This window comes from Micromonospora sp. DT62, from assembly GCF_049847285.1.
Classification (GTDB): Bacteria; Actinomycetota; Actinomycetes; order Mycobacteriales; family Micromonosporaceae; genus Micromonospora; species Micromonospora reichwaldensis.
Genome location: NZ_JBNCOB010000010.1, coordinates 71,411 through 95,514 on the forward strand (window position 1 = coordinate 71,411; position 24,104 = coordinate 95,514).

A 24,104-nucleotide genomic window follows, 5' to 3' on the forward strand; every position below is an offset into this window, starting at 1 on the left:
CAGGGCCCGGAACTTCTCGCGGCTCGCTCGGCAACTGCGGTGGAACCACATCACCGCACGCAACACGGCACGTGCAGGACAAGACCTTGACGTAACTCCAGGTCAGGGCAACCGCAGGACAAGACCTTGACGTAACTCCAGGTCAGGGCAACCGCAGGCAGGGCCGATGCAATGTTCGGGGCTCCGCCTGATGCAGCAAGGATCCGCCGCACATGTGCGGGGCCATGAAGTCGCGTGGGGCTCCGGCATCGGCGGATAGCAACCGTAGGCAATGCAAGAAGAGGAAAGGGAGGGCTGGACGCCGTTGGATCGCCCGCCGTCAGGACGTAGTGCAAGTTCTGAGGTGGACGCCGTAGCCCCATCGAACGTGAGGTGGTCTCCGGTCACGCTTATGCGATCCTCGCACCGCCTGCTGATAGCGGCACGGTGCGGAAACGAGAACCCGACGAACCTGTCGGTAGATGGTGTATTCAACCCGTAACCCTGGGCCCCGGCGCAACACGCGCCGGGGCCCTCGTTCACGAAGAGGAATGCATGGCCCAACCCGACGACATGCTCAACGACGACGACTACCCCGCCTACACCATGGGCCGCGCCGCCGAGATCGTGGGCGCCTCGCAGGATTTCCTGCGCCGCCTCGACGAGGCGAAGCTGATCATCCCGTTCCGCTCCGCCGGCGGACATCGCCGCTACTCCCGCTACCAGCTGCGCCTGGCCGCACGGGCCCGGGAGATGGTCGACCAGGGCACCGCCCTCGAAGCCGCCTGCCGGATCATCATCCTCGAAGACCAGCTGGAAGAAGCCCTCCAGCACAACCGCGACCACCAGTGCCGCCAGCAGGCCGGCGCTACCTGACCCCGCGCCACACGGTCCTTCTCCACCACGAGAAGGACCGTCTGCCGCACCCCGAAGAACCTGCGGATGTCGCGCCGCCAGGACAGGGACACACGCAGGGAGACCAGGGGCTGTCACCCGCCTGTGCTACGGTCTCCTTGTTGCAGTTTTGATTTCCGTAGACGTTTCCGGCGCCTGATGGGGTTATCTGAAACCTCCTCCAGGCGCTCTTTTCGTTTGTCGTGTCGGTTCGGCGCGGGCGATCAACGCGGCGGCGTAAGAGTTCGCACACCGTGCGGCCTCCAACAGCCTGCGAAGGAGCAGACATGGCTACAGGTACCGTGAAGTGGTTCAACGCCGACAAGGGCTTCGGCTTCATCGCCCAGGACGGCGGCGGCCCCGACGTCTTCGCCCACTTCTCCGCGATCGCATCGAGCGGCTTCCGCAGCCTCGATGAGAACCAGCGGGTGGAGTTCGACATCACCCAGGGCCAGAAGGGCCCGCAGGCGGAGAACATCCGCCCGCTCTGATCTCCATCCTGCGAACGGCGGTCCGACTGGTTCAGCGGGCCGCCGTCCGTCATTTCCGCTGGCGGTGGGCCTGAGCGCCGACCACGCCGGATCCCGGCGCAGCGACCGGCCAGGACCTCGTCATCGACGGTCCGCCCGTCGCGGCATCGGCCAGCATGGCCTTCCGAACTGGCATGGGCGCGACGATCGCGGGTAGTACCCGAAACATGAGGGCGAGTTTCCGGCTCGGCCGGATCGCGGGCGTGCCGGTCGGGGTCAACTGGAGCGTCCTGGTCATCTTCGCGCTGATCGCCTGGGGGCTGTCGGCCAACCAGTTCCCCCGGGCCTACCCGGACCGGCCCGTCGCCGCGTACGTCCTGGCGGGGCTCGCCGCGGCGGTGGTCTTCTTCCTCGGCCTGCTCGCCCACGAGGTCTCGCACGCGATCGTCGCCAAGCGCAACGGGCTGGAGGTCGGCGGGATCACCCTCTGGCTCTTCGGCGGGGTGGCCGAGCTGCGCGGCGAGGCGCGCGACCCGGGCGCGGAGCTGCGCATCGCCGGCGTCGGCCCGCTGGTGAGCCTGCTGATCGGGCTCTTCTTCGGCGCGATCGCGGTGGTGCTCGCCATGGCCGGGGTGGAGGGGCTGCTGCTGGGCTCGCTGGCCTGGCTGGCCGGCATCAACGTGCTGCTCGCGGTCTTCAACGCGCTGCCGGCCGCCCCGCTGGACGGCGGGCGGCTGCTGCGCGCCGCCGTGTGGAAGGCGACCGGCGACCGGACGAAGGCGTCGGTCGTCGCCGCCCGGGCCGGCTGGGCGCTCGGCGCGGTGCTGATCGGGCTGGGGCTGTGGCAGTTCCTGGCCGGCATCGGCATCGGCGGGCTGTGGCTGACCCTGATCGGTTGGTTCCTGATCGGCGCCGCCGGCATGGAGGAGCGGCAGGCCCGGATGGGCAGCGCGCTTCAGGGCATCCGGGTGGCCGACGTGATGACGCCGCAGCCGCAGACCGCGTCGGGACAGATGACGGTGGGCGACTTCGTCGACCACTACCTCTTCGCGTACCGGCACACGGCGCTGCCGCTGATCGAGGACGACCGGCCCGTCGGCCTGGTCACCCTCGACCGGGTGCGCGGCATCCCGGCGGACCGCCGGGCCGGCACCACGCTGGCCGAGGTGGCCTGCCGCGCCGACGAGCTGGTGCTCGCCCGGCCGGACGAGCCGCTGAACGAGCTGCTCCCCCGGCTCAGCGAGTGCGCCGACGGCCGCGCGCTGGTGGTGGCCGACGGCCGCCTCGTCGGGATCGTCTCGCCGAGCGACATCAGCCGGGCGGTGCAGCGCGGCAGCCTCCGCGATCAGATGCAGGGCAGCCGGCCCGGTCGCTAGTCGCGGGGAAGGTAGTGGTCGAGCAGGTCCGTGCGGAACGTGCCGGCCGGGTCCAGGCGGCACGCCAGGTCGAGGAAGTCGGCGTACCGGGGCAGGGCCGCGGCGACCGCCGCCGGGGCGAGGCCGAAGACCTTCCCCCAGTGCGGGCGCGGCGCGAACGGCGCGAGCCGCTCCTCCACCGCCGCCACCACCGGCAGCACCGCCGCCGCGTCGGCGGTCCAGGTGAAGTGGATGGCCAGGCTGTCCCGCCCGTGGTTCGGGCTGAGCCACAGCCCGTCGGCGGCCACCGCCCGCAGCTCGCAGACCTGGAGCACCGGCGCGATCAGGTGCGCCACCGGATCGAGCGCGGCCAGCGCCTCCGACGCCGAGCCGCGCGGCACGTGGTACTCCGACTGCAACTCCGTTCCACTGCTGGGCGTGAACCCCAGCCGGAAGTGCGGCAGCCGTTCGTGCCACGGGCCCGGCTCGCCGAGCTGCGGGGTGCAGTTCCGCGCGGGCATGCCCGGCACCGGGTGCCGCGGCGCGTCGGCCGCCGTCGTGCCGAGCCAGTCCGCCGGGAGCGGGGCCGCGTCCGCGCGCTGCTTGACCCACACCTCCCGCAGCCGCGGCGACCGCCAGTCGGTGAAGACGCTGACGCTGTACGCCGAGGCGAACGCCGCGTCCAGCTCCGCGCGGGACAGGCCGAGGCGGACGTGCTGGCGGATCTCGAAGGTCGGCACCACGTCCAGGGTGACCCGGGTGACGACGCCCAGCGCGCCCAGCGACACGACCATCCCGGCGAAGGTGTCCCCGTCGGCCGCCCGATCCACGGTCAGCAGGTCGCCGCCGGCGGTGACCAGTTCCAGCCCGGCGACCGCGCTGGCCAGGTTGCCGATCGTCTCCCCCGAGCCGTGGGTGCCGGTGGCGACCGCCCCGGCGACCGAGATGTGCGGCAGCGAGGCGAGGTTGGCCAGGGCGTACCCGCGCGGGTGCAGCCAGGCCGCGAGGTCCCCGTACCGCATGGCGGCCGGCACGGTGACGGCCCGGCGGTCCGGGTCGAGCGCGACGGTCGCGGGCAGCCCGGCCAGCGAGACCAGGTCCCCGGTGGTGTCCCCGAGGCGGTTGAACGAGTGCCCGGTGCCCACCACCCGGAGGCGGTCGCTGCCCGCCACCAGCCGGCGCAGCTCGTCGAGCGAGGAGGGGCGGTGGAGGCGGCGGGCGGCGTAGCGGACGTTGCCCGCCCAGTTGTGCCGCGGCCCGGCCTCGGCGGTGGTCGCGGGCACCAACGCCCCCCGGTTGCGGTGCAGTTCCATGTCGTACCCCCGTTCGACACCGTGGTCGTCGGGACGCATCATCCGACGAGCAGGGCGGGACGGAAACCGGTCGATCGGGCACGGTTATCGCGCCCTCGTCGGGGAACCCTACGCCGATGAGCAGCTATCGCGATCCCGCCCCGCAGGGCGACGTGTTCCCCTCCGAGGAGGAGATCGACCCGACCGGCATCGGACCGGCGGCGCCGGCCGGGGCGTACCCGGCGGGCACCACGCCCCGCCCCAAGCCGGCGCCGCCGCCGACGCCCCCGCCGCGCCCGGTGCCCCATCCGGGGCCGGCGCCCCGGGTGGGCCGCGCCTGACGGCCGGCACGACGGGGCCGCCGCCCCGCGCGCGCGACTTCCCGCCGTCGTCGGCGCAGGGAGGTCGACGCGGTGGCGGAGCGGCGGTTGCCCGCCGGCTCAGAGCTGGGGCTTCACCTCGGCGGCGACCAGCTCCAGGTGGTCGAGGTCGGCCAGGTCGTGCACCTGGAGGTAGAGCCGCTCGCTGCCGATCTCGGCGTACCGGCCGATCTTGTCGACCACCTCGGCCGGGGTGCCCGCCAGGCCGTTCTCGCGCAGCTCGTCCGGCTCCCGGCCGATCGCGGCGGCCCGCCGGGCCACTTCGGCGTCGTCCCGCCCGCAGCAGAGCACCAGGGCGTTGGACCAGCGCAGCTCGCCCGGGTCGCGGCCAGTCTCGGCGCAGGCGGCCCGGACCCGGTCGAACTGGGCGGCGGAGTCCTCGATCGAGGCGAACGGCAGGTTGAACTCGTCGGCGTAGCGGGCGGCCAGGCGGGGCGTGCGCTTCGGGCCCATGCCGCCGAGCAGGATCGGCGGGCGCGGGTCCTGCACCGGCTTCGGTAGGGCGGGCGAGTCGCTGACCGGGTAGTACGTCCCGGCGAAGTCGAAGGTCGCGCCGGGCGGCGTCGCCCAGAGCCCCGTGACGACCGCGAGCTGTTCCTCCAGCCGGTCGAAGCGCTCCCCCAGCGACGGGAAGGGGATCCCGTACGCGGTGTGCTCCTCGGCGTACCAGCCGGTGCCGATGCCCAGCTCGACCCGGCCGCCGCTCATCTGGTCGACCTGCGCCACGGTGATGGCCAGCGGGCCGGGCAGCCGGAAGGTGGCGGCGGTCATCAGCGTGCCCAGCCGGATCCGCCGGGTGTCCCGGGCCAGCCCGGCGAGCGTGGTCCACGCGTCCGTCGGGCCGGGGTCGCCGCTCACCGCGCCCATCTTCAGGTAGTGGTCGGAACGGAAGAAGGCACCGTAGCCGACCTCCTCCGCGCAGCGGGCCACGGCGAGCAGGTCGTCGTACGTCGCGCCCTGCTGGGGTTCGGTGAAGATCCGCAGTTCCATGCTTCGAGCATAGGGAGCGGGCCGGGCCGGCGTGCCGTTCCGGCCCTTCCCCGGGCGGCGGCGTCGGGCGGGTGCCCACCGCGCGAAGTGGCGGGCATCCGATAGCGGCGAGCCTGGCCCCGGGTCGTCCGCCGGTCCAGAGTGGAGGCCGAGCGACGAGGCGAGGAGGAACCCATGGAGGACCAGCACCGGGACGGGCTGACGGGGGCGGTGGACGCGCTGCTCCCGGAGGTGTCCCGCCGGGCCGGGGAGATCGAGGCGGCCCGGGGCCTGCCCGCCGATCTGCTCGACTCGCTGCGGGCGGCCGGCTGCTTCCGGATGTTCGTCCCCCGCAGCCACGGCGGGTACGAGGCGGACCTGCACACCGGGCTGCGGGTGCTGGAGTCGCTGGCCCGGGCCGACGGCTCCACCGGGTGGACGGTGATGATCGGCGCCGAGACGCCGCACCTGGTGGCGATGCTCTCCCGCGACCGGTTCGACAAGGTCTACGCCGACGGGCCGGACGTGATCGTCGGGGGCGGGTTCGCCCCGCAGGGGCGCGCCGAGCCGGTCGACGGCGGCTTCCGGGTCACCGGCCGGTGGGCGTTCGCGAGCGGCTCCCGGCACGCCGACTGGATCTTCGGCAACTGCGTGCTGACCGGGGACGGCGGGCCGGCGGGGGGACCGCCGGCGATGCGCTCCATGCTCTTCCCGGCCTCCCGGGTCACCGTGCACGACACCTGGCACGTGCTCGGCCTGCGCGGCACCGGCAGCCACGACATCGAGGTGGCGGACGCCTTCTGCCCCACGGAGGAGAGCTTCGACCTGTTCACCGGCGTGCCCTGCGTACCGGGGCCGGGCTTCGTGGCGCCGCTGGTCCACTTCGTCCTGCACCTCGGCGCGGTGGCGGTCGGCATCGCGCAGGGCGCGCTGGACGACATGGTCGCGCTGCTCGAGGGCGGCCGGCAGCGGCTCTACGCCCGGCAGTCGCTCGCCGACTCGCCGGCCTTCCGCCTCCAGCTCGGCCGCGCCGACCTGGACGTACGGGCCGCCCGGGCGCTGCTGCGGGACCTGGCCGACGAGCTCTGGGCGGCCTGCGCCACCGATCCGGCGGCGATCCCCGCGCTGCACCCACGGATCTCCGCCGCGCTGCCCTGGGTGACGGAGCGGGCAGCCGCCGCGGTCGACACCTGTTACCGGGCGGCCGGCGGCGGGGCGGCCCGGGACTCGTCGCCGTTGCAGCGCCGGTTCCGCGACATCCACACGTTCAGCCAGCACGCGGCGGCGGCCGAGGGCTGGCTCGCCAACAACGGCGCGCGGGTGCTCGGCCGGCCGGTGGAGCTGGCCTACTGACCCCGGGGTGCAGCGGCGCGCGGGCGGGTGTCCCGGCTTCCGACCGGAGCCGGGGCACCCGCCCGCCGTCGATCGACGGGTCAGCAGCGCTGCCGCTGCCCCGTGTAGTGCACGCCGACCTTGCCCACCACGGTCAGGTCGGTCAGGGCGGTGTTCGCACCGCGGGACACGTAGCACGAGTAGCGGTGCTGGTTGATCACTTCGAGGTGGATGTGGGCCCCGCTGTCACCGTTGACCTGGTAGCAGCTGGACCAGCGGAAGCGGCCCGTCTCGCCGAGCTTGGTCCACGGACCGACCGAGGCGCCGACGACGATGCCACCGGGCTTGTTGTTCACGTGCATCACGTCCGCCCGGCCGAGGATCTGCCCGGTCGTGGTGTCCCGGGCCTCGAGCCCGATGCGGTAACCGCCGTCGGCGAGGTTGCGGGTCGCGCAGCCGGCCTGGACGGTGACCACCTTGACGGCGACCGGGTGCCCGGAAGCCGTCTTGGTGCCGAACGGCGAGACGATCGTGGCACCCGGATTGCGGTAGATGTCGACAGCCCAGTCGTTCGGGTAGCCCCAGTGGCCGAAGACGATGTGGTGCGAGGTCGGCCCGGAGAGACCGAACCGGTCCCAGGTGGACGATCCCTGGATCGGCGGATAGACGTTGACCGTGTCCGCCTCCGGATGCGCCTGCGCGGCGCCGGCCGGGGCGACCACGGCGCCGACCGCGAGCACGAGGGCGGCCATCGCAGGGGCGAGACGACTGAACTTCACATGATCTCCATGGCTGTCCTGGCGCAGCGGGCTCGGTGGACATCACACCGGGAGGCGCACGAGCGGGCCTGCGCACGATCTGGCGGATCTTATACCACCATCGATGGATCTCATGATCGACGTCTATCCCTCCGCCCCCGGCTCCCGGGTCCTCCTGGCGGATCTCCGGCCGTTCAGACGTACGGCCGGGTGGCGTACGCCGCCTTCAGCGCGGCCAGCCCCGTCGACTTCGGCGACAGGGTGCCCCAGCCCGAGTTGAAGTAGTTGGTCCGCGCGATCCGGGGTCCCTGCTCGGCGTTGAGCTGGGCGATGGCGGCCGGGACGGTGGCGATCCAGCCCGCCTGGTCCGGCACCTCCGCCACCCGTACGCCCCACTCGGCGATGATCACCGGGCGGGAGAGGGCGACCGGGCCGAGGTCGGCCACCGCCCAGTCCTTCGCCCGGCGGAACCGGGCCAGCGCCGTGTGGGTGGGGCTGGTGGCGTAGGCGTTCCACTGGAGGAAGTCGAGCCTGGCCATCAGCGCCTCCGGGTGGGTGCGCTGGAAGCAGGCCCGGTCGAAGCCGCCCACTCCCACCGAGAACGTGGTGCCGGCCGGCAGCTGGCGGGCCTTGAACCAGTTCACGATGTACGTCATCGCCTGCACCGCGCGGGCGTCCGACTGCGCCCAGTTGTAGGTGACGCCGGACTCGGTGGTGCCGAACTCGTGGTCGGTGTCCAGTTCGGAGGCGAGCTGGATGTTCACCCCGAAGCCCATGGTCCGGTACTGGGACAGAGCGCGGGCGAAGAGCCCGTCGCAGTGCCCGGCCAGGACCTGGCTGTAGCCGTACGCCCGGGGCCAGGTCGTGCCCGGGCGCTGCTGGATGGTCATCGCGGGCGCCGGGACGGTGTAGGTCACGCCGTCCACGGTGAAGGTCTGCGGCCCGGCGTCGGGCGCGCCGTAGTGCTTCAGCTCCAGCACCATGTTCATCTGCACCCCGGCCCTGCCGAGCGTGACGAACCACGGCCGTTGGTAGCCGGGGAAGATGTAACCGTCGGCGAAGCTGCGGTACTGGGTCAGCGAGCGGAAGTTGCCGCCGGCCATGTCGGCCGTCGGGTCGGCGCCGCCGGAGAGGTAGTAGCCGCCCAGCACCGGCGGCGCGATCGTGTAGTCGGCGGTCGCGGTGGCGGTACGTCCGGCGTTGTCGCGCACGGTGACGGTGACCCGGGGCATCACGCCACCGCCCGGTAGACGGCGACGGACCCGTTGTCCGACGCCCTGGTCCAGGTGCGGCCGGAGTCGTCGGTGACGGTGAGGGTGAGCGGGTCGATGACGGCGGTGACCTTGACCGGCGCGCTGCTGTTGCCCTGCGCGTCGGTCACCACGATCGTGACGGTCACCGGCTTGGTGTCGGCGTCGCCGTAGGTGACCGTCAGGATCATCTGGTCGCCGGGTGAGTAGGTGGAGGCGTTCAGGGAGGCGGTGGCGGTGGGAGCGGCCATTGCCGGCTCCTCTCGTGCTCGGTGACCGGACCGACCGGCGCGTGGCCAGGGCCGGTTCCGGTGGGCAGGGTGCGGCGGCTTCCGCCCGGGCACCCGGGACGGGACTGCCGGAGCGCGACCTCACGCTGCGTGGGCGGCCGGCGCTGCGTTACGCCGGGGGCGTCGCGGGGTCGGGTTCGGTGATGGCGGTGTCGGCGGGGACGATGCTGTCCCCGCCGGGCCCGAGGAATGGGTTGTGGCCCGCCATCCTCACGCCTCTGACCTGCTACAACAGTGCGCCGGAAAGGCGATCGGCGTCCTGTCGGTTATCGGACGGCCGGCATGTCCGGCAGGTGACTGCGCTCCGGCCGGAATTGTGCCGAAGCTGCCCTGGCGACGACCTCCTCCGGGCTGAGCGGCGCCTTCGGGTGGTGGGACAGGCACATCGGCGTGTCCACCTTGACGAACGCGAAGCCCTCCCCGGCCACGTAGAACTGGCCGCTCTGCATGAGGCCGATGTCGGGCAGCCGCCCGCCCTTGGCCTCCGCCAACTGACGGGCCGCGTCGATCTGCGCGGGAGCGTTGAGCAGCCCGAAGAACTGCGTGGTGGCGTTGCCCGAGATCTGGTTGTGCAGCCCCTTCGGCGCCTGGGTGGCGAAGACCAACCCGAGCCCGTACTTGCGGGCCTGAGAGGCGAGGGCGATCGTGCTGGCCGTGCAGGCCGTCTGCCCGGACGACGGGGCGAGAGTCTGCGCCTCGTCCATCACCAAGAGCCCGCCCAGCGGTCGCCCGCCCGCCGGGTGCCGCTTGATCCAGGCGAACAGGGCCATCTGGAGCTGGTTGACGAAGCCCTGCCGTTCCTGGTCCGACGTGAGCCCCACAAAGCTGATCACCGAGATGCGTGCGCGACGACCCGGCGAGGGGGTGAGCAGCAGGCCCGGATCGGCCGGGGCGCCGACACCGCCGAACAACGGATCGGTGACCATGGCGGCCTTCAGAGTCTCGGCCAGATCCTGGGCCAGCTTGTCCGCCCGGCTCAACCGGCTCACCCCGTCGGGCAGTTCGGCGAGGAACTCGGTGAAGCCGGGCAGGCCCACCATTCCGCTCCTCGCGTACGCCTGGAGGGCCTCGGTCAGCACGGCCTTTCCCTGCTGGGCCACCTTCGTCGGCCGGTCCACACTGGCGCGCGGGGCGAGTGCCTCCACCGCCGAGCGGATCGCCTGGTCGAATTCGTCCGGCGAGTCGCGTACGGGGGTGAAGTCCGGCAGCGGCTGGAAGCTCAGCGGTCGACCGGCGTTGACCCGGGGCGTCCAGACCACCACCTCGGTGTGTTCGAAGTGGTCGCGGGCCCGCTCGGCGTCACCGGGGCCCCATCCGGCCGGCGGCTGCGGCCAGGGATCGCCCAGGCGGGCGAGGTCGTTGTTGGGATCGAGCACGATCGCGGAGACGCCCTCCCGTGCGCACTCCTCGACCAGTCGCCGGATCAGCACGGTCTTGCCGGAGCCGGAGCCGGCGAAGATCACCGTGTGACGGCGCAGCGACTCCAGGTCCACCGCGAACGGCCGCGCCCCGTCGGTGGTCCGCCCCAACAGGATCGAAGTTCCGTCGACCGCGCCCCTCCCGCCGTCGACCCGCGTCTCGTCCTCGCCGCCCACCTCGGCAGTCGGCCCGACTGACCGGGCGACCGGCCCGGCCTCCGCACGGGCCGCCCCAGCGGAGTCGCCGAGGATCGTGGCGAACAGCTGCGTAGAGCCGGCCGGTCGGCGCGCGACCAGCCACTCCTGGAGAACCGAGGCCGGTTCGCCGCTCAGCTCACGAAGCGCGGCGAACACCCGCAGGTCCGCCTCCGGGACGCCGCAGCGGACGCCGCCGGCCGCGTCGAAGGCCGCCAACACCTCGGCCGTACGCTTCCCGGTCGGCCACGGGCCGTTGCGCAACAGCACCAGCCGCCGCTGCGGCAGCGCACGGTCGAGGCCCGCCATGGTGCAGGCCGCCTTCACCCTGGCGGTCGCCGCGATCGCGTTCGGATGGGAGATCCCGCGGAAGCACCAGTGCGCCTCGTTCTCGGTGGCCTCGTCCAGCACCTCGGTCAGCCGCCCGTGCAGCGCCGGTTTGCGGCCCGGCAGCGGGTCGTACCTGTAGCTGGCGCCTATCGGGGACCGCTCGGCGATCCAGGCCGCCAGACCGGCGGCGAGGAGCGCCGGCATGTGCTCGTCCTCGGTCCGCGGATCGAGCGCACCCGCCACGTCCGCCCCCGCCACCAGCTCGGCGAAGCGGGCGTCGAGCTGCCGCAGGCGCACGTCGTCACCGGTGTCCGGGTCGCGGCACGACGTCGGGCCGACGGCGGCACTCCCGTCCGGCGGCTCGGACCCGCCGACGACGTGGTCGACGACCTCGATGAGACGGTCGAGCTCGGTCACCTCGCCCCGGTCCCGGCACCAGGCGACGTGCCGGTCCACCCGGCGCAGCAGCGCCCGGGGCGTCAACGCCGAGGCGTCGACGAACGCCTTCTCGCTGATCGGCCAGGTCGGGTACGGCGGTGCGAAACGCGGCCCGGCGAAGGCGGCGGTGAACCGCTTCGCGACGATGGCCCGGCCGATCTCGGGGGTGGGAATCCGGTCGGGGAGGATCGCCTGCCGGAACCGGTCGCCGACCGGAGTGGGCGCGCTCCTCGTCAACAGCTCCCAGGTGTCCGGCAGGCACGACACCACGATCAGCGTCCGGCGGGTGACGTCACGCAGCTTCAGCAGGCCGTCGGCGATGGGCCCGACGACCTTCGCCTGGGCGTCCTCCAGCCCGGCGTACTGGTCGAACATGGCGGTGCTGGTCTGGGCGAAGAGCGTGTCGAGCTGGTCGACGGCTATCACCGTGGGGTCGAGCGTCAGCGCCATCAGCCGCGAGACGTCCTGGACGATCTGCTGCGGGGTACGGATCGCCGGGGTCAGCCCCCACGCCGCGCGACCGTCCGGGTCACCCGGCTCGGAGATCAGATGGGCGTAGCCGACGTCCTGTGCCTCGAAGTCCAGCGCGCCGTGCAGGACGAGTGCCCGGGCGGTGTCCTGGCAGTCCCGGCCGATCTCGCGATGGCGCGTCCGCAGGGCCCGCACGAAGGTGTCCAGGTGCTCCCGGGTGACCGGCTTCGTCCCGGCGACCGCGTCGCGTACCTCCGCCGGGATGCCAAGCTGGGCGGTGAGCCGACGCAGGAACGTGCGCAGCTGGGTGCCCCAGCCGATCGCGTCCCGTCCCATGCCCTCGACCAGGGCCAGCGCCACGCTCTCCCAGAACGTCTTCCCGCTGACCATGTCGACCAGGAAGAAGTAGCCGCCCTCGCGCTGGATCCGATCCCGCACCGCCCCGAGCAGGTGGGTCTTGCCGGCGCCGGCCCGCCCCTGCATGGCCACGCCGAGGGGCACCGTGGTGTCGTCGGTGCGGGCCCTCCCCACGCCGCGCAGGATCTCCGCGACCACCTTCTCGTGCAGCTCCGGCACGTCGTGCGGGCTGGGCCGCCACACGTCGTCGGGAGTGACCGCAGGGTTGAGACTGACCGCCTCGAGTGCGGCCCTCACGTCCTCCGGGATCATGCCGAGCCGATCGCCAGGGTGTGGTTCTCCTCGTCCCCGATGCGCACCGCGGCCGCCCGGTCCCGCGCGGTCAACGACTTGGTGTTGGCGACCGGGATGATCCGTACGCCGTCCCGGTGGACCATCGCGCGCAACGTCGCGTCGACGGTGGCGCGGTCCTGCCGGCCGAGGCGCTCGCGCAGGTCGGCGAGCCCCACCCACGCTCCCGGCTCCCGGGTCAGCTCGTGATAGGCGGCGCGGATCAGGGCCTCCACGGCGTCCGGCTCGGTGGCCGCCGGCGCTGGCGCCGCGCTGGGAGGCGTCGGGCTGGCCGCCGGACCTGAAGTGGCCGACGGCGGCGTGAAGAAGTCGGCGTGGCTGAGCCCCAACCGGCTCAGCGAACGGTGCAGGTTGGCCAGCAGGGTGAACAGCGAACGGGTGGCTGAGCCACTACGTGCGGGCGGGGCGCCGCCGTGCAGCTGCCGCACCACCCGCCACCCCTCGTCGGTCAGCTCGTGGGAGAAGGGCCGGTGGGACCGGTCGGTCTCGACCAGGCCGAGCTTGACGAGTTTGGCGTTGTCGGCGCCGGTGAGGCTGAACCCGGCCAACTCCTTCAGCTCGTTGTTGGTCAGTTCGCGGGCCTCGACCATGAGCACCACGAGCGCGTTGATCTGGTTGGGCGTCAGGTGGGGAAGGTCCGCCGTGCTCGTCATGGTGCCTCTTCTTCGTGGGGGTGCGCGCCGGCCAGGCGACGACGGGTCAGCAGTTGCCGGATCATGCCGACCACGGCCTGGACGTCGGACAGCACCTGCTCGTTGGTGAACCGGAGCACGTCCAGCCCGAGGAGTTGCAGCCGCACGTCACGCCGCCGGTCGTTGGCGAATCTGATTCGTCCCCGATGTTCCGGGCCGTCCACCTCGACCGCAAGTCCCTCGGCCGGCCAGAAGAGGTCCAGGCGGTAGGTCTCGCCGAGCAGGTGCCAGTCGTACGTGTGGTTCCAGCGCCTCCCCCGGGCCCACTCGTGTGGCGTCAGTGCCAGCTCCAGTGCCTGCTCGGCGGCGCTGTCGCCGCGCGGGACACCGGACAGCGGCGGAAACGTCAGTGCCGGCGGAGGCTCGCGGACGGTGTCGGGAACCCGACCCGCCTGCACCGCCAACTCGGTCAGGCTCGACGGCAGCGCAACCTGAACCGACCGGATCCGGTCGACCGTCCGCAGTTCTGGCCCGGCCAGCCAGACGGTGAGGCGGCCGTGCCGCACCAGCCATTCGGCGGCGGCAACCAACGCGCGTTCGGTCTCCGTGGTCAGCTCGTCGGTCAGGCCGACCAGCAGGACGCACCGGTCACGGTCGTACGCGGAGGCCACGACCCGGGCCAGGCCGGCAGCCCGTACCTCTGCCGGAAAGCGCGGCCGGTGCTGCCGGTCCTCCCCGCGCAGCGCGCGCTCGGCGAGGTCGGCCAGGAACGGGCCGAAGTGCTCGGAGTGCGCGGCGGCCCGCATGGCAAGGGACCGCACCGCAGCGACGCCCAGCGTGCCGGACCCGTCGAGCCGTTCGGCACCGGGCAACCAGCGGGGGAACAGCGTGAGTGCGGCCCCGTCCAACTCGTCGAGGACGGCGGCGAGCAACTCGGTGAAGCCCCGTCGGGCCGGTACGTGGTACCGAACGACGACCGGGGCGGCGGCCGGTGCCGGATCGAGTCCTACCTGGAGCAACTCGGCGTCGATGCCGGGCAGGTGGCTGACCTGCCGCGGAGGAAGGGCCTCCCACCACTCGCCGGGAGGTACGCCAGTGGCCACGGCCGAGCACGTTACCGAGGATCGATCGGGCGCGCCGCCCGCCCGATCCGCCTGCCCGTGCCTGCACCGCTGTGACCGGGTACGGCCATCCGGCTGCGGCTGTCTGCTGGTCCCGGAGCCCTGCTGTCGGTGTCGGGGGCGGCGGCGGGCCCGGAGTCGGCCGTACAGTGTGCCGACCGTTCTAACGAGGAGGGGCTTCGTGACCCAGCCACCACCGGTGTCGGGCCCCCCGGGGTCCGGCGAGCCGACCGGCAGCACCGACGGTGACGGCCCCGGAGACGCGACGCCGCACCTGCTCGTCATGCCGTCCATCGAGGGCGCGCCACCCCCGATGGTGTGGCCCGGGGCGGAGGGCGCACCCGCCTGGGCGATCCCCGTCAGCATCCCGCCCGGGACGCGCGGTTACGCGGTGTTCATCCCGCTGATGCCGGCCACCACCGAGGCGGCTCCGGTCGCCGCGGGCCCGCCGGCCCCGGCACCGGCCGTCCCCGCCCCCAGGCCGGCCGAGGCGACCGCCGCGCCAGCCCCGACGGCCGTCGTCGGGCCGGAAGAGAGCATTCCGACGCAGACCGTCGCGGTGACGGCGGCGGACGCCGCGCCACCGGCCACCGCCGGAGCACCGGCCGCCCCGTCGGCGGGCACCGGCACATCCGCTGCCCGCCCGCCGGCGACCATCGTCCAACAGCCCGCCGCCGCGCCGCTGCCGGCGCCGTACCGGATCGGGGTGCCGTCCGGCGCGCCGGCGCCGTACCGCGGCTACCAGCCGGTCCCCCGCCCACCGTCGTTCCTCGACACCCGCTGGCCGGGGCCCGCGCCCGCCCAGGGCCGGGCCGTGCCGCTCGCGGTCCTCGCCGGAGCGCTGGGCCTGGCGTTCTTCGTACCGCTCACCCGCACCGGCATCGGCTGGTTCCTCGGCTGGCTCGCCCTGACCGTCGCGGTGGTCCTCGCGGTCCGGCGGACGGGCGCAGAACTGCCGCGCGCCGACCGGCGGATCCGCGCCGGCTGGGCGGTGGCGGCCCTGGCGCTGCTGTCGGTCCTGGCCTTCCGCAACGCCTGGTGGCTGGTGACGTTCTGCGTGCTCGGCGCGCTCTGCTGCGCGACCCTCGCGATCGTGGGCGGCCGGCTCGTCCGCTCCATCCTGTTCAGCCTGGTGGCAGCCCCCTTCGCGGCGTTCCGGGGGCAGCCGTGGGTGCGTGGGCACCTGCACGCCCCGGCGAACCCGCACCTGGCCCGTCGGGTCGTCGGGTCGGCCGCGGCCACCGTGGCCGCGCTTATCGTCTTCGGCGCGCTCCTGTCCTCGGCCGACGGCGCCTTCTCCGTGATGCTCGGCGAGCTGGTTCCCGAGGTCAACGGCGGCGCGACGTTCCGCTGGCTCCTCCTCGCCGCCGTCGGCGGGCTCTGCGCCGTCGCCGCCGTCTACACGCTGGCCGCGCCGCCCGACCTGTCGACGATGGACCGGTCCGGCACGCGCCGCTTCGGCCTCGTGGAGTGGGCGCCGGTCATCAGCGCCCTGACGCTGCTCTTCGGCGGTTTCGTGGCGGTGCAGTTCACCGTCCTGTTCGGTGGGCAGCGACACGTGCTGCGCACCGCCGGCCTCAGCTACGCGGAGTACGCGCGCAGCGGGTTCTGGCAGCTCGTCGTCGTCACCATGCTGACGCTGGCCGTGCTCGGCGGGGTGGCCCGCTGGGCGCGGCGGGACCGGGCTGTCGAGCGCCACCTGCTGCGGGTCCTGCTGGGTCTGCTCAGCGTGCTCAGCTTCGTCATCGTGGGGTCGGCGCTGTCCCGCATGTACACGTACCAGAAGGCGTACAGCTTCACCGGCGAGCGGCTCTTCGTGATGGCGTTCGAGCTGCTGCTCGGCACCGTGTTCCTGATGATCCTGGTGGCCGGGCTCCGCTGGCGCGGGGCCTGGATCCCCGGCACGACGGTGGCGCTCGCCGTGGTGATGCTGCTGGGCCTGGCCGTGCTCAATCCGGAGGACTACGCCGCCCGCCGCAACATCGCCCGGTACGAGCAGACGGGGAAGATCGACGCCTGGTACCTGCGGGCGCTCTCGGCCGACGCGACGCCGGCCCTGGCGGGCCTGCCCGATCCGGTGCGCCGCTGCACGCTGAGCTGGGTCGCCAAGGACCTCGACGAGCCGGACCCCTGGCACGCCTGGAACCTGGGCCGGATCCGGGCGCGCGCGGCGCTCGACCGGGCCGGGCCGGGCGCGGTCGGCGGTCCACGCGACTGCCGGGCCGCCGACCAGTTCGACCTGCCGAAGCGCCGCCGCTGACGGACCCGCCGTCCCCGGGTCGGTTTGGGGACGGCGGGACTGCCGGGTCGGTGGGCCGGGTGCGTCCACCGGGTGCCGGTCGGGTCACCAGGGCTCGGGGATGCTCACCGCGAGGCAGCGCCGGGTGCCCGGGACCGGCTGGTAGCAGGCGGACGCCTCCAGGTTGTTGGTCAGGTCGGCGCGGGAGAAGGACGTGCTGCCGCCGTTGACGCAGGTGCCGCCGCTGGTGGACACACCGCCGGTGACCTTGGCCGTGGCGCAGCCGACCGTGGCGGCGGTCTTCTCCACCGTGTTCAGCGAGGAGCGCTGGTCCGTGTACTGGTGGGCGCCGTATCCGGTCAGCCGCACGCCGGGACGGGTGACCGTGTACTGGAACGCCGCCGACGTGTAGTACGACCAGCTGGCGCCCGTACCCACGGTGCGCATCTCCGGATCGGCGGACGAACCGGGAACGAACATGGCGAAGCCCTTGTCGTGGGTGGTGGTGCCCGCGACCATCCGGTAGACGATCACCAGCAGCCCCTGGCTGTAGCTGCCGGTGGAGTAGGTCAGGTAGCTGCCGCTGCCGCAGGTGGTCCGGTCGGCGACGTAGCCGACGCCGTTGGCGTAGAGCATCACCCTGGCGCAGCGGCCGTCGTCGGCGGTGTCCTCGATCGTGCCGACCGTGGTGCTGGTGCCTGAGTTGTCGGTGGCGTAGCCGGTCAGTCGGACGCCGGGCAGCGTGCCGGCGTACTGGTAGGCGGTGGGATGGTAGTAGCTCCACGAAGCCGACCAGCCGCTACCGGAGGGCAGCGCGAACGCCGGCGAGGCGGGCAGCAGTACGGCGACCAGCGCGGCGACCAGGGCCGCGAACAGCGTCATCCGGGTCGACCGCCATCGGAAACGGGCCTTCATCGGTCCTCCGATCTCCACGACGGGCGAAACACCCGGCGTCACGGATCAGGTTGACCGAGGACGTCGGCGGCGGGTACCGCTGGGTCTCGAAGCGGACAGCCGGACGGCATCACCCGGCTGTGCGCCTCCGACCGCGAAGGCCCGGCGGGCACCTGCGGGCGTTCAGGCCGGCGCCGCGCCCCGGACGGCCCAGGCCCGGGCGGTGAGCCGGATCGAGCCGTCCGGCGCCACGGGCAGGCGGGCCGCGAGCAGGTCGCGCAGGCGGGCGCGCTGCGGTGCCGGCAGGGAGGCGACGTACGAGGGGGCGGGGCCCTGGCCGCCGAGGAACGGCGTCCAGTAGTCGTCGACGTCCGCGAACACCATGGGCACGTCGACGGGCCGGAGCGCCACCGCCGTCAGGCCCGCGTCGGTCCACATCCCGTGCAGGGAGTCCGGGTCGCACACCGCGAACCGGCGGCCCTCGTCCCGCTCGGCCACGGCCGGGTCGAGCAGGGCGGCGGCGGCCCAGAAGTGACGCAGCAGCGCCATGCCGCCGGCGTAGTCCCAGACGTAGGCGGCGGCCACCCCGCCGGGGCGGACGACCCGGGCGAACTCGGCGACGGCGCGTGCCGGCTCGGGCACGAAGTTGACCGCCAGGCCACTGACGACGACGTCGACGCAGCGGTCGGGCAGCGGCAGTGCCCGGGCGTCGCCGACCTGGAAGGCCGCCCGTTCGTCGCGGACGGCCGCACGGGCGTACGCGACGAAGCCCGGCGAGCTGTCGACGCCCGAGACGTGCCTCGGGTCCCCCAGTGCCAGCACGGTCGACGTGAGCGCGCCCGTGCCGCAGCCCACGTCGAGCCAGCGGCGGCCCGGTGGCACGGCCAGCCACCGCAGGAACTCCCCCGCGACGGGGCGGCTCCACCGGCCCACGTACGCCTCGTAGGCCTTGCCGTCCGCCCAGACCGAGTGCGCCATGCGGAGACGATACGACGACCCCGGCATGCCGGGCCGACCGAGGCCAGGGCCGGTGGGGCTGGTTCGCACCGATTCGCCTCGATGAGCCAGACTCGGTCGTACCCCTGCCTGCGACGACAGCTCCCGAGCGCACCCCCGTATCCCTCGCCCGATGGTTGGAGCGCATGTCCCACACCCTCCTCGCCTGGTTGGTCGGCGGCGTCCTGCTGGTCGGCGCGGGCTTCGCGACGACCCTGCTGCCGAGGTGGCGGGCGCGGGGGCGGGAACGGCGGACCGCCTGGTCCGCCGCGCGCGCGGCCATCGACAGCGCGGCCGTCAGCCGGGACGCGGCGGCGACCCGGGTGCCGCAGGCCGAGCAGTTGCTGGCCCGCGCCGAATCGATCGCCGCCGGACGCGGCGGGGCGTCCGCCGCCCGGACGGCGGCAGAACACGCAAGGGAGGCCGACCGGCTGTGGCGGACACACCAGTGACCCCCCGTAGGCGCCACCGCCACGAGCTGCTGCGCTGGGCGCTGCTCGGCGTCGCCGTGGTCGTCCTGGTCGTCTTCCTGCTCGCCCAGCGGCAGAGCGTCGACGTCAGCTACGGCCGGTCGCCAGCCGCTCCGGCGAAGATCGACGAGGGCTCGGCGGGTGAGCTGAGCGACGCGAGCGTACCCTCGGTGGACGAGATGACCGCGCTGGTGGCCGCCGAGTCCGTGGTGCGGCTCCCCGGCGCGACCGCACGCTGGAACGAGCAGCGGGTCCGCGAGGCCGCCGGCGCCGAACCCGTCCGCATCCTGGTCGCGCCGCCCGGGCTCGACGAGGACGAACGCAAACGGGTACGGGACGTGAAGAACGCGACCGTCCGGGTGATCGGCACCGAGGTCAGCGGCGGCATCTACCAGGCCGTACCCGACACCCTGCCCGGCTGGCGCGCCCAGTTCGCCACCGCCGACGTGACAGGCCTGCTGGTGGCGTTGATCGCCGCGCTGCGGGACGCGCCCGACCCGCCCGAGCACGACGAGCTGCGGTGGCGTGACCCGACCGACCGGGAGCTGGCTGCCGTCGCCGCCGACCTGCGGGCCACCGGCCTGCACCTGGGGGCCGGGGCCACGCTGACCGGCGTCCCCGACAAGGCCGCGCGCAACGCCTTCCCGGACGGCGCCCGGTACGTGGCGCTGCCCGCGCAGCCGTTCGGCGAGCCGGTGCCCCGGTACGGGCCGGCGCTGGCCGAGCTGTTCCCGGGCACGCCGATCGTCGTGATGTACGGCCTCTGGATCGAGTACCACGGCCCGGCGGCCGACGACTTCGCGGAGCTGGCCGGGGCAAGTTTCTACGGCCAGTTCGGCGGCCGGCTGAGCCGGTACGACTACCCCCAGGGCAACATCCTGACGGCGTACCTGAACCGGGTCACCGACCTGCGCTACTCGGGGCTGTTCGACCGCCCGCTGCCGTACCAGCCGGTCGACCCGCTGCGGGTGGCGCTGCCCGCCCTGCCGTGGCTCTTCGCGGGCTGCGTGGCGACGTTCCTGATCCTCTCGGTCCGGTCGCTGCGCCGGTCGGACGCCCTGGTGGTCCGGCGGGGCGATCCCGGACGGGGTGGCACGCCCGCCCGGTTGGCCGGTCTCACCGCGCTCGCCGTCGAGATGTCCCTGCTCACCGACGCCCGCAGCGATCCGGCGCTGACCCGGGGCATCGTCAAGCTCCAGGCCGCCCGAGCCGCGCTGGACGAGGGGCTACCGGACCGCCACGTGCGGACGTTGCTGGACGAGGCGGCCGACGAGTTGGACGACGGCGCCCGGACGTTGGGAGTCGCCAGCTACCGCCCGCACCTCTACCTCCGGGGCAGGTTGTCGTGAGCCAGTCCGTACGACGCCGGCTCGCCGACCTGTTCGGCACGCCCTTCGGCATCGCCGTCCTGGCCTGCCTGGCGCTGGCCGGCTGGGCGTTGTGGACCGGCGGGGCGCTGGAGGGCCCGGTCGCCCGCCAGGTGCGCGCCTCCTCCGTGTACGCCGCGCCGGGCGTCGAGCTGGACCGCGCGGCGGCCGAACGGATCATCGGCAACCGCCGGCTGGTCGTGCTGATGTTGGCGCCGGGCGCTGACCTCAGGCAGGGCTGCCGCCAGGTCGAGCGCGCCGCCGACGGGACCGTCGTGCTGGTGATGAGCCGCGACGGCGACGGGTACGACACCTACGGGTGCGCGCTGCTGCCCGGGCGCGACGACGGGAACTTCGGCCGGGCCTTCGTGGCGGAGATGGCCGTCAGCCGGGGCGTCGACACCTTCGCCGACCGCCCCCTGGAGGCGCTGAAGGTCGTCACCGTCAACTACGACCTGTTGGTGAAGGCCGGCACCGTTCCCGACGGCGCGCGGACGATCAGCCCGTCGCTGCCCCGCTTCCTGCTCGCGGCCGCGGCCATCGTGGCCGTCGTCGCCGGGGCGACGGTGCTCTACGTCGGTGGCCGCCGCGCGGGCCGGCTCGCGGACGCCCGTCGCCGCCGCCGCGACGACAGCGCCGACGCCCGCAGCGCGCTCAGCGCCGCCGCCGCCGTGCTCGCCCAGCAGATCATCGACCTCGACCGGTGGTACGCCATGGCGGCGCGCCAGGCCTACGTCGACGGCGCCAAGGAGACCTTCGGCAGGAAGTACCTGGCGCTGACGTCGGACTACGCCGCGCTGCTCGAACGCGTGACGGCCGTGGACGCGGACGACGAGGACGCCGTACGCCGACTCGTCGAACGCGTCGACGCGTTGAGCGGACGCGCGTCGGCGCTCACCGGGTCGGCGGCCGCGAACGGGGCACGCCCGAGGTCCGCCCGGGGCGCCAGCGCACGGCCCTCCGGCGACTGACGACCCCGACGAACCGCGCCGGAGGTACGCCGACCGCCGCCGGCCGGGTCGGCCGACACCGTGCCGTTCACGGCGGTGCGGCCGTACGACGCCCGGGGCGGCGGCGTGACCGACCACCGGGACATGCGCAAGCTCAACTCGACCGAAGGGGGCAATCGATGTTCAGCATGAACGTGAACCAGCGGACGGTGTTGCGGGCGGCGGTGGTCGGCGGGGCCGGCGTCGGCATGTCCGCCGGGATCGATATGTCCCTGCACCTCGCCGCGAAGATCGCCGGCGAACGGATCGCGCAGGCACTCCAACTGGTCGTCGAGTACGACCCCGACCCGCCGTTCGACACGGGCAGCCCCGAGAAGGCCGGCCCGGAACTGATGCGCCTGGCGCTGGAGTTGCTGGGGCAGCCCGCTCCCCGCTGACGGTCGGAGGGCGGCCCGTCCCCGGCGCTCCAGCGCGTCGGTCGCGCCGCCCTGGCTCGTGGCGGTGCCCGGAGCGCGACGTCCCCGGCCGAGGGCAGGAGGCGCGAGACGACGAGAACGCCACCCACCGGCTCCTGCACCTCGTCGAGGCGTTGAGCCGGCGGGTGTCGGCGATCAGGGGGCCGCGGTGAACGTCACGAAAACTCTCACTTCAGCACGATGTCGAATTCCTGGGCCACTTCGGAGACGATTTCGGCGACATCCTTCAGGAAGCGGTTCTGGTCCGGCGATGCGTTGACAGTCGGCACCGGGGCGCCCTTGTCGTAGATGTCGGAGGCGATGATGCGGGCGCGGACGAACGTGGATCCCTTGCCGCTCTGGTTGTAGGCCGTCTGCCAGCTGCGCTGCACTTCGTGCTGGAGCCTGCGCCGGGCCAGATCGATCAGCTCCCCGGTCACGGCATTCGATACCTCGTCGATGATCGTCTGCCTCTCGTCGTCGCTCGGCTGACCCCCGTCCCAGCGCACCGGCTGCTGCAGCATGAGATATACCTGCGCTTGCAGCGCATAGCGGAGATCAGCGACCGGCTTGAGGTTGTCGTATTCGTCCACCCACCCTTCCGCCAGGCGGCGACTCAACGCCTTGACGCGGGTCCAGTGCTCCTTCCGCGCGTCCGGGTTGACCTCGAACCCGAGCAGTCCCCGCCACCGCAGGTGGAAGCTCTTCGCCGCTTCGGTCACCGCGAGGGAGAGATTCATCCGGTCGTAGACGGGCCGGCTGGGGCCAGCTTCGACAGCCTGCTCCGGGTGGGCCAGGGCGTCGACCAGCCGTTGGAGCTCCTCGATCGACCGCCCTCCCATTTTCTTCTTCGCGTTGAGCGGCTCGTGGATCCCGCCGACGAAGAACCGTGCGCAGTCGAGGCGGCGACGCAGGACGCGCTCGGCGGCCGGGCCGAGTTCGTCGCCGATCGCCTTGAGCACGTTCTCCACGGAGGCGAGCACGTGCTCCTCCCGGGCGGAGAATGTCGGCAGGTTGTCGCCCTTGACCTGGTCGAAGTGAGTGAAGAGGAAGTGCAGTTTCATCGCGTTGCCCGAGACGGCGATGCCCTTGAGCGCCGCCACCGGGGCCGCCTGCATCGGCTGGGCCGCGTTGTCGACCAGAAGCACGGCGTCGACTTTCTCGAGCTGCAGGGCGACCCGGGTCGAGAGGGTGGCTACCGACTTCGGGGTGTGGCCGAGACCTTCGCCGTCGACCAGGACGAGCTTGGCCGGCTGGGCGGCCCACTGCGGTACGAACGGACCACTGACCCGGATGCCGTTGACGAGCGGCGTGAGCAGGCGACCGAACAGCGGGGCATAGTTGCTGGAGAATCTGGTGACGTTCTTGATGAACGCCGTTCTGTCGTCGGTGCTCCAGAACCAGCTGACCGGCCAGTCCTGCCGGTTCCGCCGAAGGTCACCGACTTCCAGCGTGGTGAAGCGCTTCTCGATCTCGTCGATCAGGGAATCCACGATGCCGTGGAACTCGTCGGACTGCCGCAACGCGGTGTCGAGGTTCTCCTCGATGTATTCGGCGACGGCCCGTTCGTCTTCCTCGCTGGGATCGAACGCGTCCCGGGTGTCGCTGGCATACCGCTCGACGATCGTCCGGACCGAGCGCACCGCCTTCTGGATCACCTGCTGGGTGAACTCGATGTCGACCTGGCCGTACTCGGTCGGGTCGACCTCCTCGCCGTCGTCGACGTCATCGTCCACGAGGTCGTCGGCGGCCGGCGCGGTGGCGCGGCCCAACACGTAGCTGAAACGGAACCGCTGATTGACGTGATCGAGAAGCTGCCGGACGACCTCGGCGTCGCCCTTGCCGTTGAAGGCGGCCAGCGCGGCGGCTGACACGTTGTCGCTCAGGTAGTCGATCACTTCGTCGCGAGGCGTGAACGTCACGGCGGCGTGGTATGTCTCGTCCGTGCTGGTGATCAGCTCCGTATCGGCGACGGTCGTCTTCGCCGTCGACGTGGACGGGAAACGCTCGGTCTCCGGATCGGTGCCGAGGAGCTGCCGCACCACCGTCGTCTTGCCTGCCCCGGTCGTGCCGAGCATCATCACGGTCTCGTAGCCGTCCGCCGCGGTGGGAAGCGGAAGAAGCTCCTCGCGTACGCCTGCGAAGTCGAGCTGCACAGCCTCCACGTCCTCGTGGAAGATCTCCACGATCCGGGCGTCGAATCGCGCCTCGGCGCTCGCCCGTGCGGTCGGCTCCCAGAGGTCCGGGGTGCGCAGGATCTCGTTGAGCTGTTCGACCATCCGGGCGGCCTCGGCGTCATCGGCCGTCCCGAGCGCCCGACGAACCCGGCGGCCGGGCTCACCCGTACCCGCATCGATCCTGCTGGGGTGCCGAAAGATGACCGACCAGCTCTCCCGGCTCTGATTTCGGCTCTTGGCGGCGGTGTAGGAACTCTGCACGGCGATGGACACG

21 protein-coding genes are annotated in these 24,104 nt (G+C 72.9%); 10 read left to right on the forward strand and 11 right to left on the reverse strand.

The features are described 5' to 3' along the window. Positions 1 to 534 precede the first annotated feature (534 nt). From ACPXCB_RS16480 to ACPXCB_RS16490, 3 genes are all read left to right on the forward strand, one after another. Positions 535 to 855, forward strand: a complete 321-nt coding sequence (locus ACPXCB_RS16480) for a MerR family transcriptional regulator (RefSeq protein WP_132237156.1) — start codon at positions 535 to 537, stop codon at positions 853 to 855. A 305-nt stretch (positions 856 to 1,160) separates the two neighbouring features. Further along, the gene (locus tag ACPXCB_RS16485; RefSeq protein WP_151453711.1) at positions 1,161 to 1,364 is read left to right on the forward strand and encodes a cold-shock protein; all 204 of its coding nucleotides are present in this window, start codon (positions 1,161 to 1,163) and stop codon (positions 1,362 to 1,364) included. A 206-nt stretch (positions 1,365 to 1,570) separates the two neighbouring features. Next, the gene (locus ACPXCB_RS16490) at positions 1,571 to 2,719 is read left to right on the forward strand and encodes a site-2 protease family protein (protein ID WP_425876311.1); all 1,149 of its coding nucleotides are present in this window, start codon (positions 1,571 to 1,573) and stop codon (positions 2,717 to 2,719) included. Here ACPXCB_RS16490 and ACPXCB_RS16495 read toward each other — a convergent pair. Beyond that, the gene (locus tag ACPXCB_RS16495) at positions 2,716 to 4,011 is read right to left on the reverse strand and encodes an FAD-binding protein (RefSeq protein ID WP_425876486.1); all 1,296 of its coding nucleotides are present in this window, start codon (positions 4,009 to 4,011) and stop codon (positions 2,716 to 2,718) included. The genes ACPXCB_RS16490 and ACPXCB_RS16495 overlap by 4 nt on opposite strands. 116 nt (positions 4,012 to 4,127) lie before the next feature. Here ACPXCB_RS16495 and ACPXCB_RS16500 point away from each other — a divergent pair, with 116 nt between their 5' ends. Further along, on the forward strand, positions 4,128 to 4,331 hold the full coding sequence (locus ACPXCB_RS16500; protein ID WP_425876313.1) for a hypothetical protein: 204 nt from the start codon (positions 4,128 to 4,130) through the stop codon (positions 4,329 to 4,331). A 99-nt stretch (positions 4,332 to 4,430) separates the two neighbouring features. On the opposite strand, the gene ACPXCB_RS16505 is transcribed toward ACPXCB_RS16500, so the two are convergent. Further along, positions 4,431 to 5,360 carry an LLM class F420-dependent oxidoreductase gene (locus ACPXCB_RS16505; RefSeq protein ID WP_425876315.1) on the reverse strand — a complete coding sequence of 310 codons (930 nt, stop codon included), beginning with the start codon at positions 5,358 to 5,360 and terminating at the stop codon, positions 4,431 to 4,433. A 174-nt stretch (positions 5,361 to 5,534) separates the two neighbouring features. On the opposite strand from ACPXCB_RS16505, the gene ACPXCB_RS16510 reads away from it, so the two are divergent. Next, positions 5,535 to 6,692 (forward strand): acyl-CoA dehydrogenase family protein, encoded by a 1,158-nt coding sequence (locus tag ACPXCB_RS16510; protein WP_425876317.1) that lies wholly within the window; start codon positions 5,535 to 5,537, stop codon positions 6,690 to 6,692. Positions 6,693 to 6,772: 80 nt separating this feature from the next. On the opposite strand, the gene ACPXCB_RS16515 is transcribed toward ACPXCB_RS16510, so the two are convergent. The 6 genes from ACPXCB_RS16515 to ACPXCB_RS16540 all read right to left on the reverse strand — a co-directional run bounded on the left by ACPXCB_RS16515 (position 6,773) and on the right by ACPXCB_RS16540 (position 14,264). Beyond that, positions 6,773 to 7,450, reverse strand: a complete 678-nt coding sequence (locus tag ACPXCB_RS16515) for a hypothetical protein (RefSeq protein ID WP_425876319.1) — start codon at positions 7,448 to 7,450, stop codon at positions 6,773 to 6,775. Positions 7,451 to 7,623: 173 nt separating this feature from the next. Next, positions 7,624 to 8,661, reverse strand: a complete 1,038-nt coding sequence (locus ACPXCB_RS16520; RefSeq protein WP_425876321.1) for a hypothetical protein — start codon at positions 8,659 to 8,661, stop codon at positions 7,624 to 7,626. Continuing rightward, positions 8,661 to 8,930: a hypothetical protein gene (locus ACPXCB_RS16525; RefSeq protein ID WP_151453705.1), complete on the reverse strand. Its 270-nt coding sequence runs from the start codon at positions 8,928 to 8,930 to the stop codon at positions 8,661 to 8,663. Before ACPXCB_RS16525 ends, ACPXCB_RS16520 begins: the two co-directional genes overlap by 1 nt. A 305-nt stretch (positions 8,931 to 9,235) precedes the next feature. Next, positions 9,236 to 12,475: an ATP-binding protein gene (locus ACPXCB_RS16530; protein WP_425876323.1), complete on the reverse strand. Its 3,240-nt coding sequence runs from the start codon at positions 12,473 to 12,475 to the stop codon at positions 9,236 to 9,238. Between the two features lie 11 nt (positions 12,476 to 12,486). Continuing rightward, positions 12,487 to 13,182 (reverse strand): hypothetical protein, encoded by a 696-nt coding sequence (locus ACPXCB_RS16535; RefSeq protein ID WP_425876325.1) that lies wholly within the window; start codon positions 13,180 to 13,182, stop codon positions 12,487 to 12,489. Further along, complete coding sequence (locus tag ACPXCB_RS16540) at positions 13,179 to 14,264, reverse strand: endonuclease domain-containing protein (protein ID WP_425876327.1); 1,086 nt, start codon at positions 14,262 to 14,264, stop codon at positions 13,179 to 13,181. The genes ACPXCB_RS16535 and ACPXCB_RS16540 overlap by 4 nt, the downstream gene beginning before the upstream one ends. Before the next feature lie 199 nt (positions 14,265 to 14,463). On the opposite strand from ACPXCB_RS16540, the gene ACPXCB_RS16545 reads away from it, so the two are divergent. After that, the gene (locus ACPXCB_RS16545) at positions 14,464 to 16,542 is read left to right on the forward strand and encodes a DUF4153 domain-containing protein (RefSeq protein WP_425876329.1); all 2,079 of its coding nucleotides are present in this window, start codon (positions 14,464 to 14,466) and stop codon (positions 16,540 to 16,542) included. Between the two features lie 84 nt (positions 16,543 to 16,626). Here the strand turns inward: ACPXCB_RS16545 and ACPXCB_RS16550 are convergent, their stop codons facing one another. Continuing rightward, the gene (locus ACPXCB_RS16550) at positions 16,627 to 17,436 is read right to left on the reverse strand and encodes a hypothetical protein (protein WP_425876331.1); all 810 of its coding nucleotides are present in this window, start codon (positions 17,434 to 17,436) and stop codon (positions 16,627 to 16,629) included. 162 nt (positions 17,437 to 17,598) lie between these two features. After that, on the reverse strand, positions 17,599 to 18,393 hold the full coding sequence (locus tag ACPXCB_RS16555) for a class I SAM-dependent methyltransferase (RefSeq protein WP_425876333.1): 795 nt from the start codon (positions 18,391 to 18,393) through the stop codon (positions 17,599 to 17,601). 164 nt (positions 18,394 to 18,557) lie between these two features. On the opposite strand from ACPXCB_RS16555, the gene ACPXCB_RS16560 reads away from it, so the two are divergent. From ACPXCB_RS16560 to ACPXCB_RS16575, 4 genes are all read left to right on the forward strand, one after another. Further along, the gene (locus ACPXCB_RS16560; protein WP_425876335.1) at positions 18,558 to 18,863 is read left to right on the forward strand and encodes a DUF6403 family protein; all 306 of its coding nucleotides are present in this window, start codon (positions 18,558 to 18,560) and stop codon (positions 18,861 to 18,863) included. Then, positions 18,860 to 20,230 carry a hypothetical protein gene (locus ACPXCB_RS16565; protein WP_425876337.1) on the forward strand — a complete coding sequence of 457 codons (1,371 nt, stop codon included), beginning with the start codon at positions 18,860 to 18,862 and terminating at the stop codon, positions 20,228 to 20,230. Before ACPXCB_RS16560 ends, ACPXCB_RS16565 begins: the two co-directional genes overlap by 4 nt. Then, positions 20,227 to 21,219: a hypothetical protein gene (locus ACPXCB_RS16570; RefSeq protein ID WP_425876339.1), complete on the forward strand. Its 993-nt coding sequence runs from the start codon at positions 20,227 to 20,229 to the stop codon at positions 21,217 to 21,219. Before ACPXCB_RS16565 ends, ACPXCB_RS16570 begins: the two co-directional genes overlap by 4 nt. A gap of 158 nt (positions 21,220 to 21,377) precedes the next feature. Further along, positions 21,378 to 21,635 (forward strand): hypothetical protein, encoded by a 258-nt coding sequence (locus ACPXCB_RS16575; protein WP_425876341.1) that lies wholly within the window; start codon positions 21,378 to 21,380, stop codon positions 21,633 to 21,635. 206 nt (positions 21,636 to 21,841) lie between these two features. On the opposite strand, the gene ACPXCB_RS16580 is transcribed toward ACPXCB_RS16575, so the two are convergent. Continuing rightward, positions 21,842 to 24,103, reverse strand: a complete 2,262-nt coding sequence (locus tag ACPXCB_RS16580; RefSeq protein WP_425876343.1) for a hypothetical protein — start codon at positions 24,101 to 24,103, stop codon at positions 21,842 to 21,844. Between the last annotated feature and the right edge of the window lies 1 nt (position 24,104).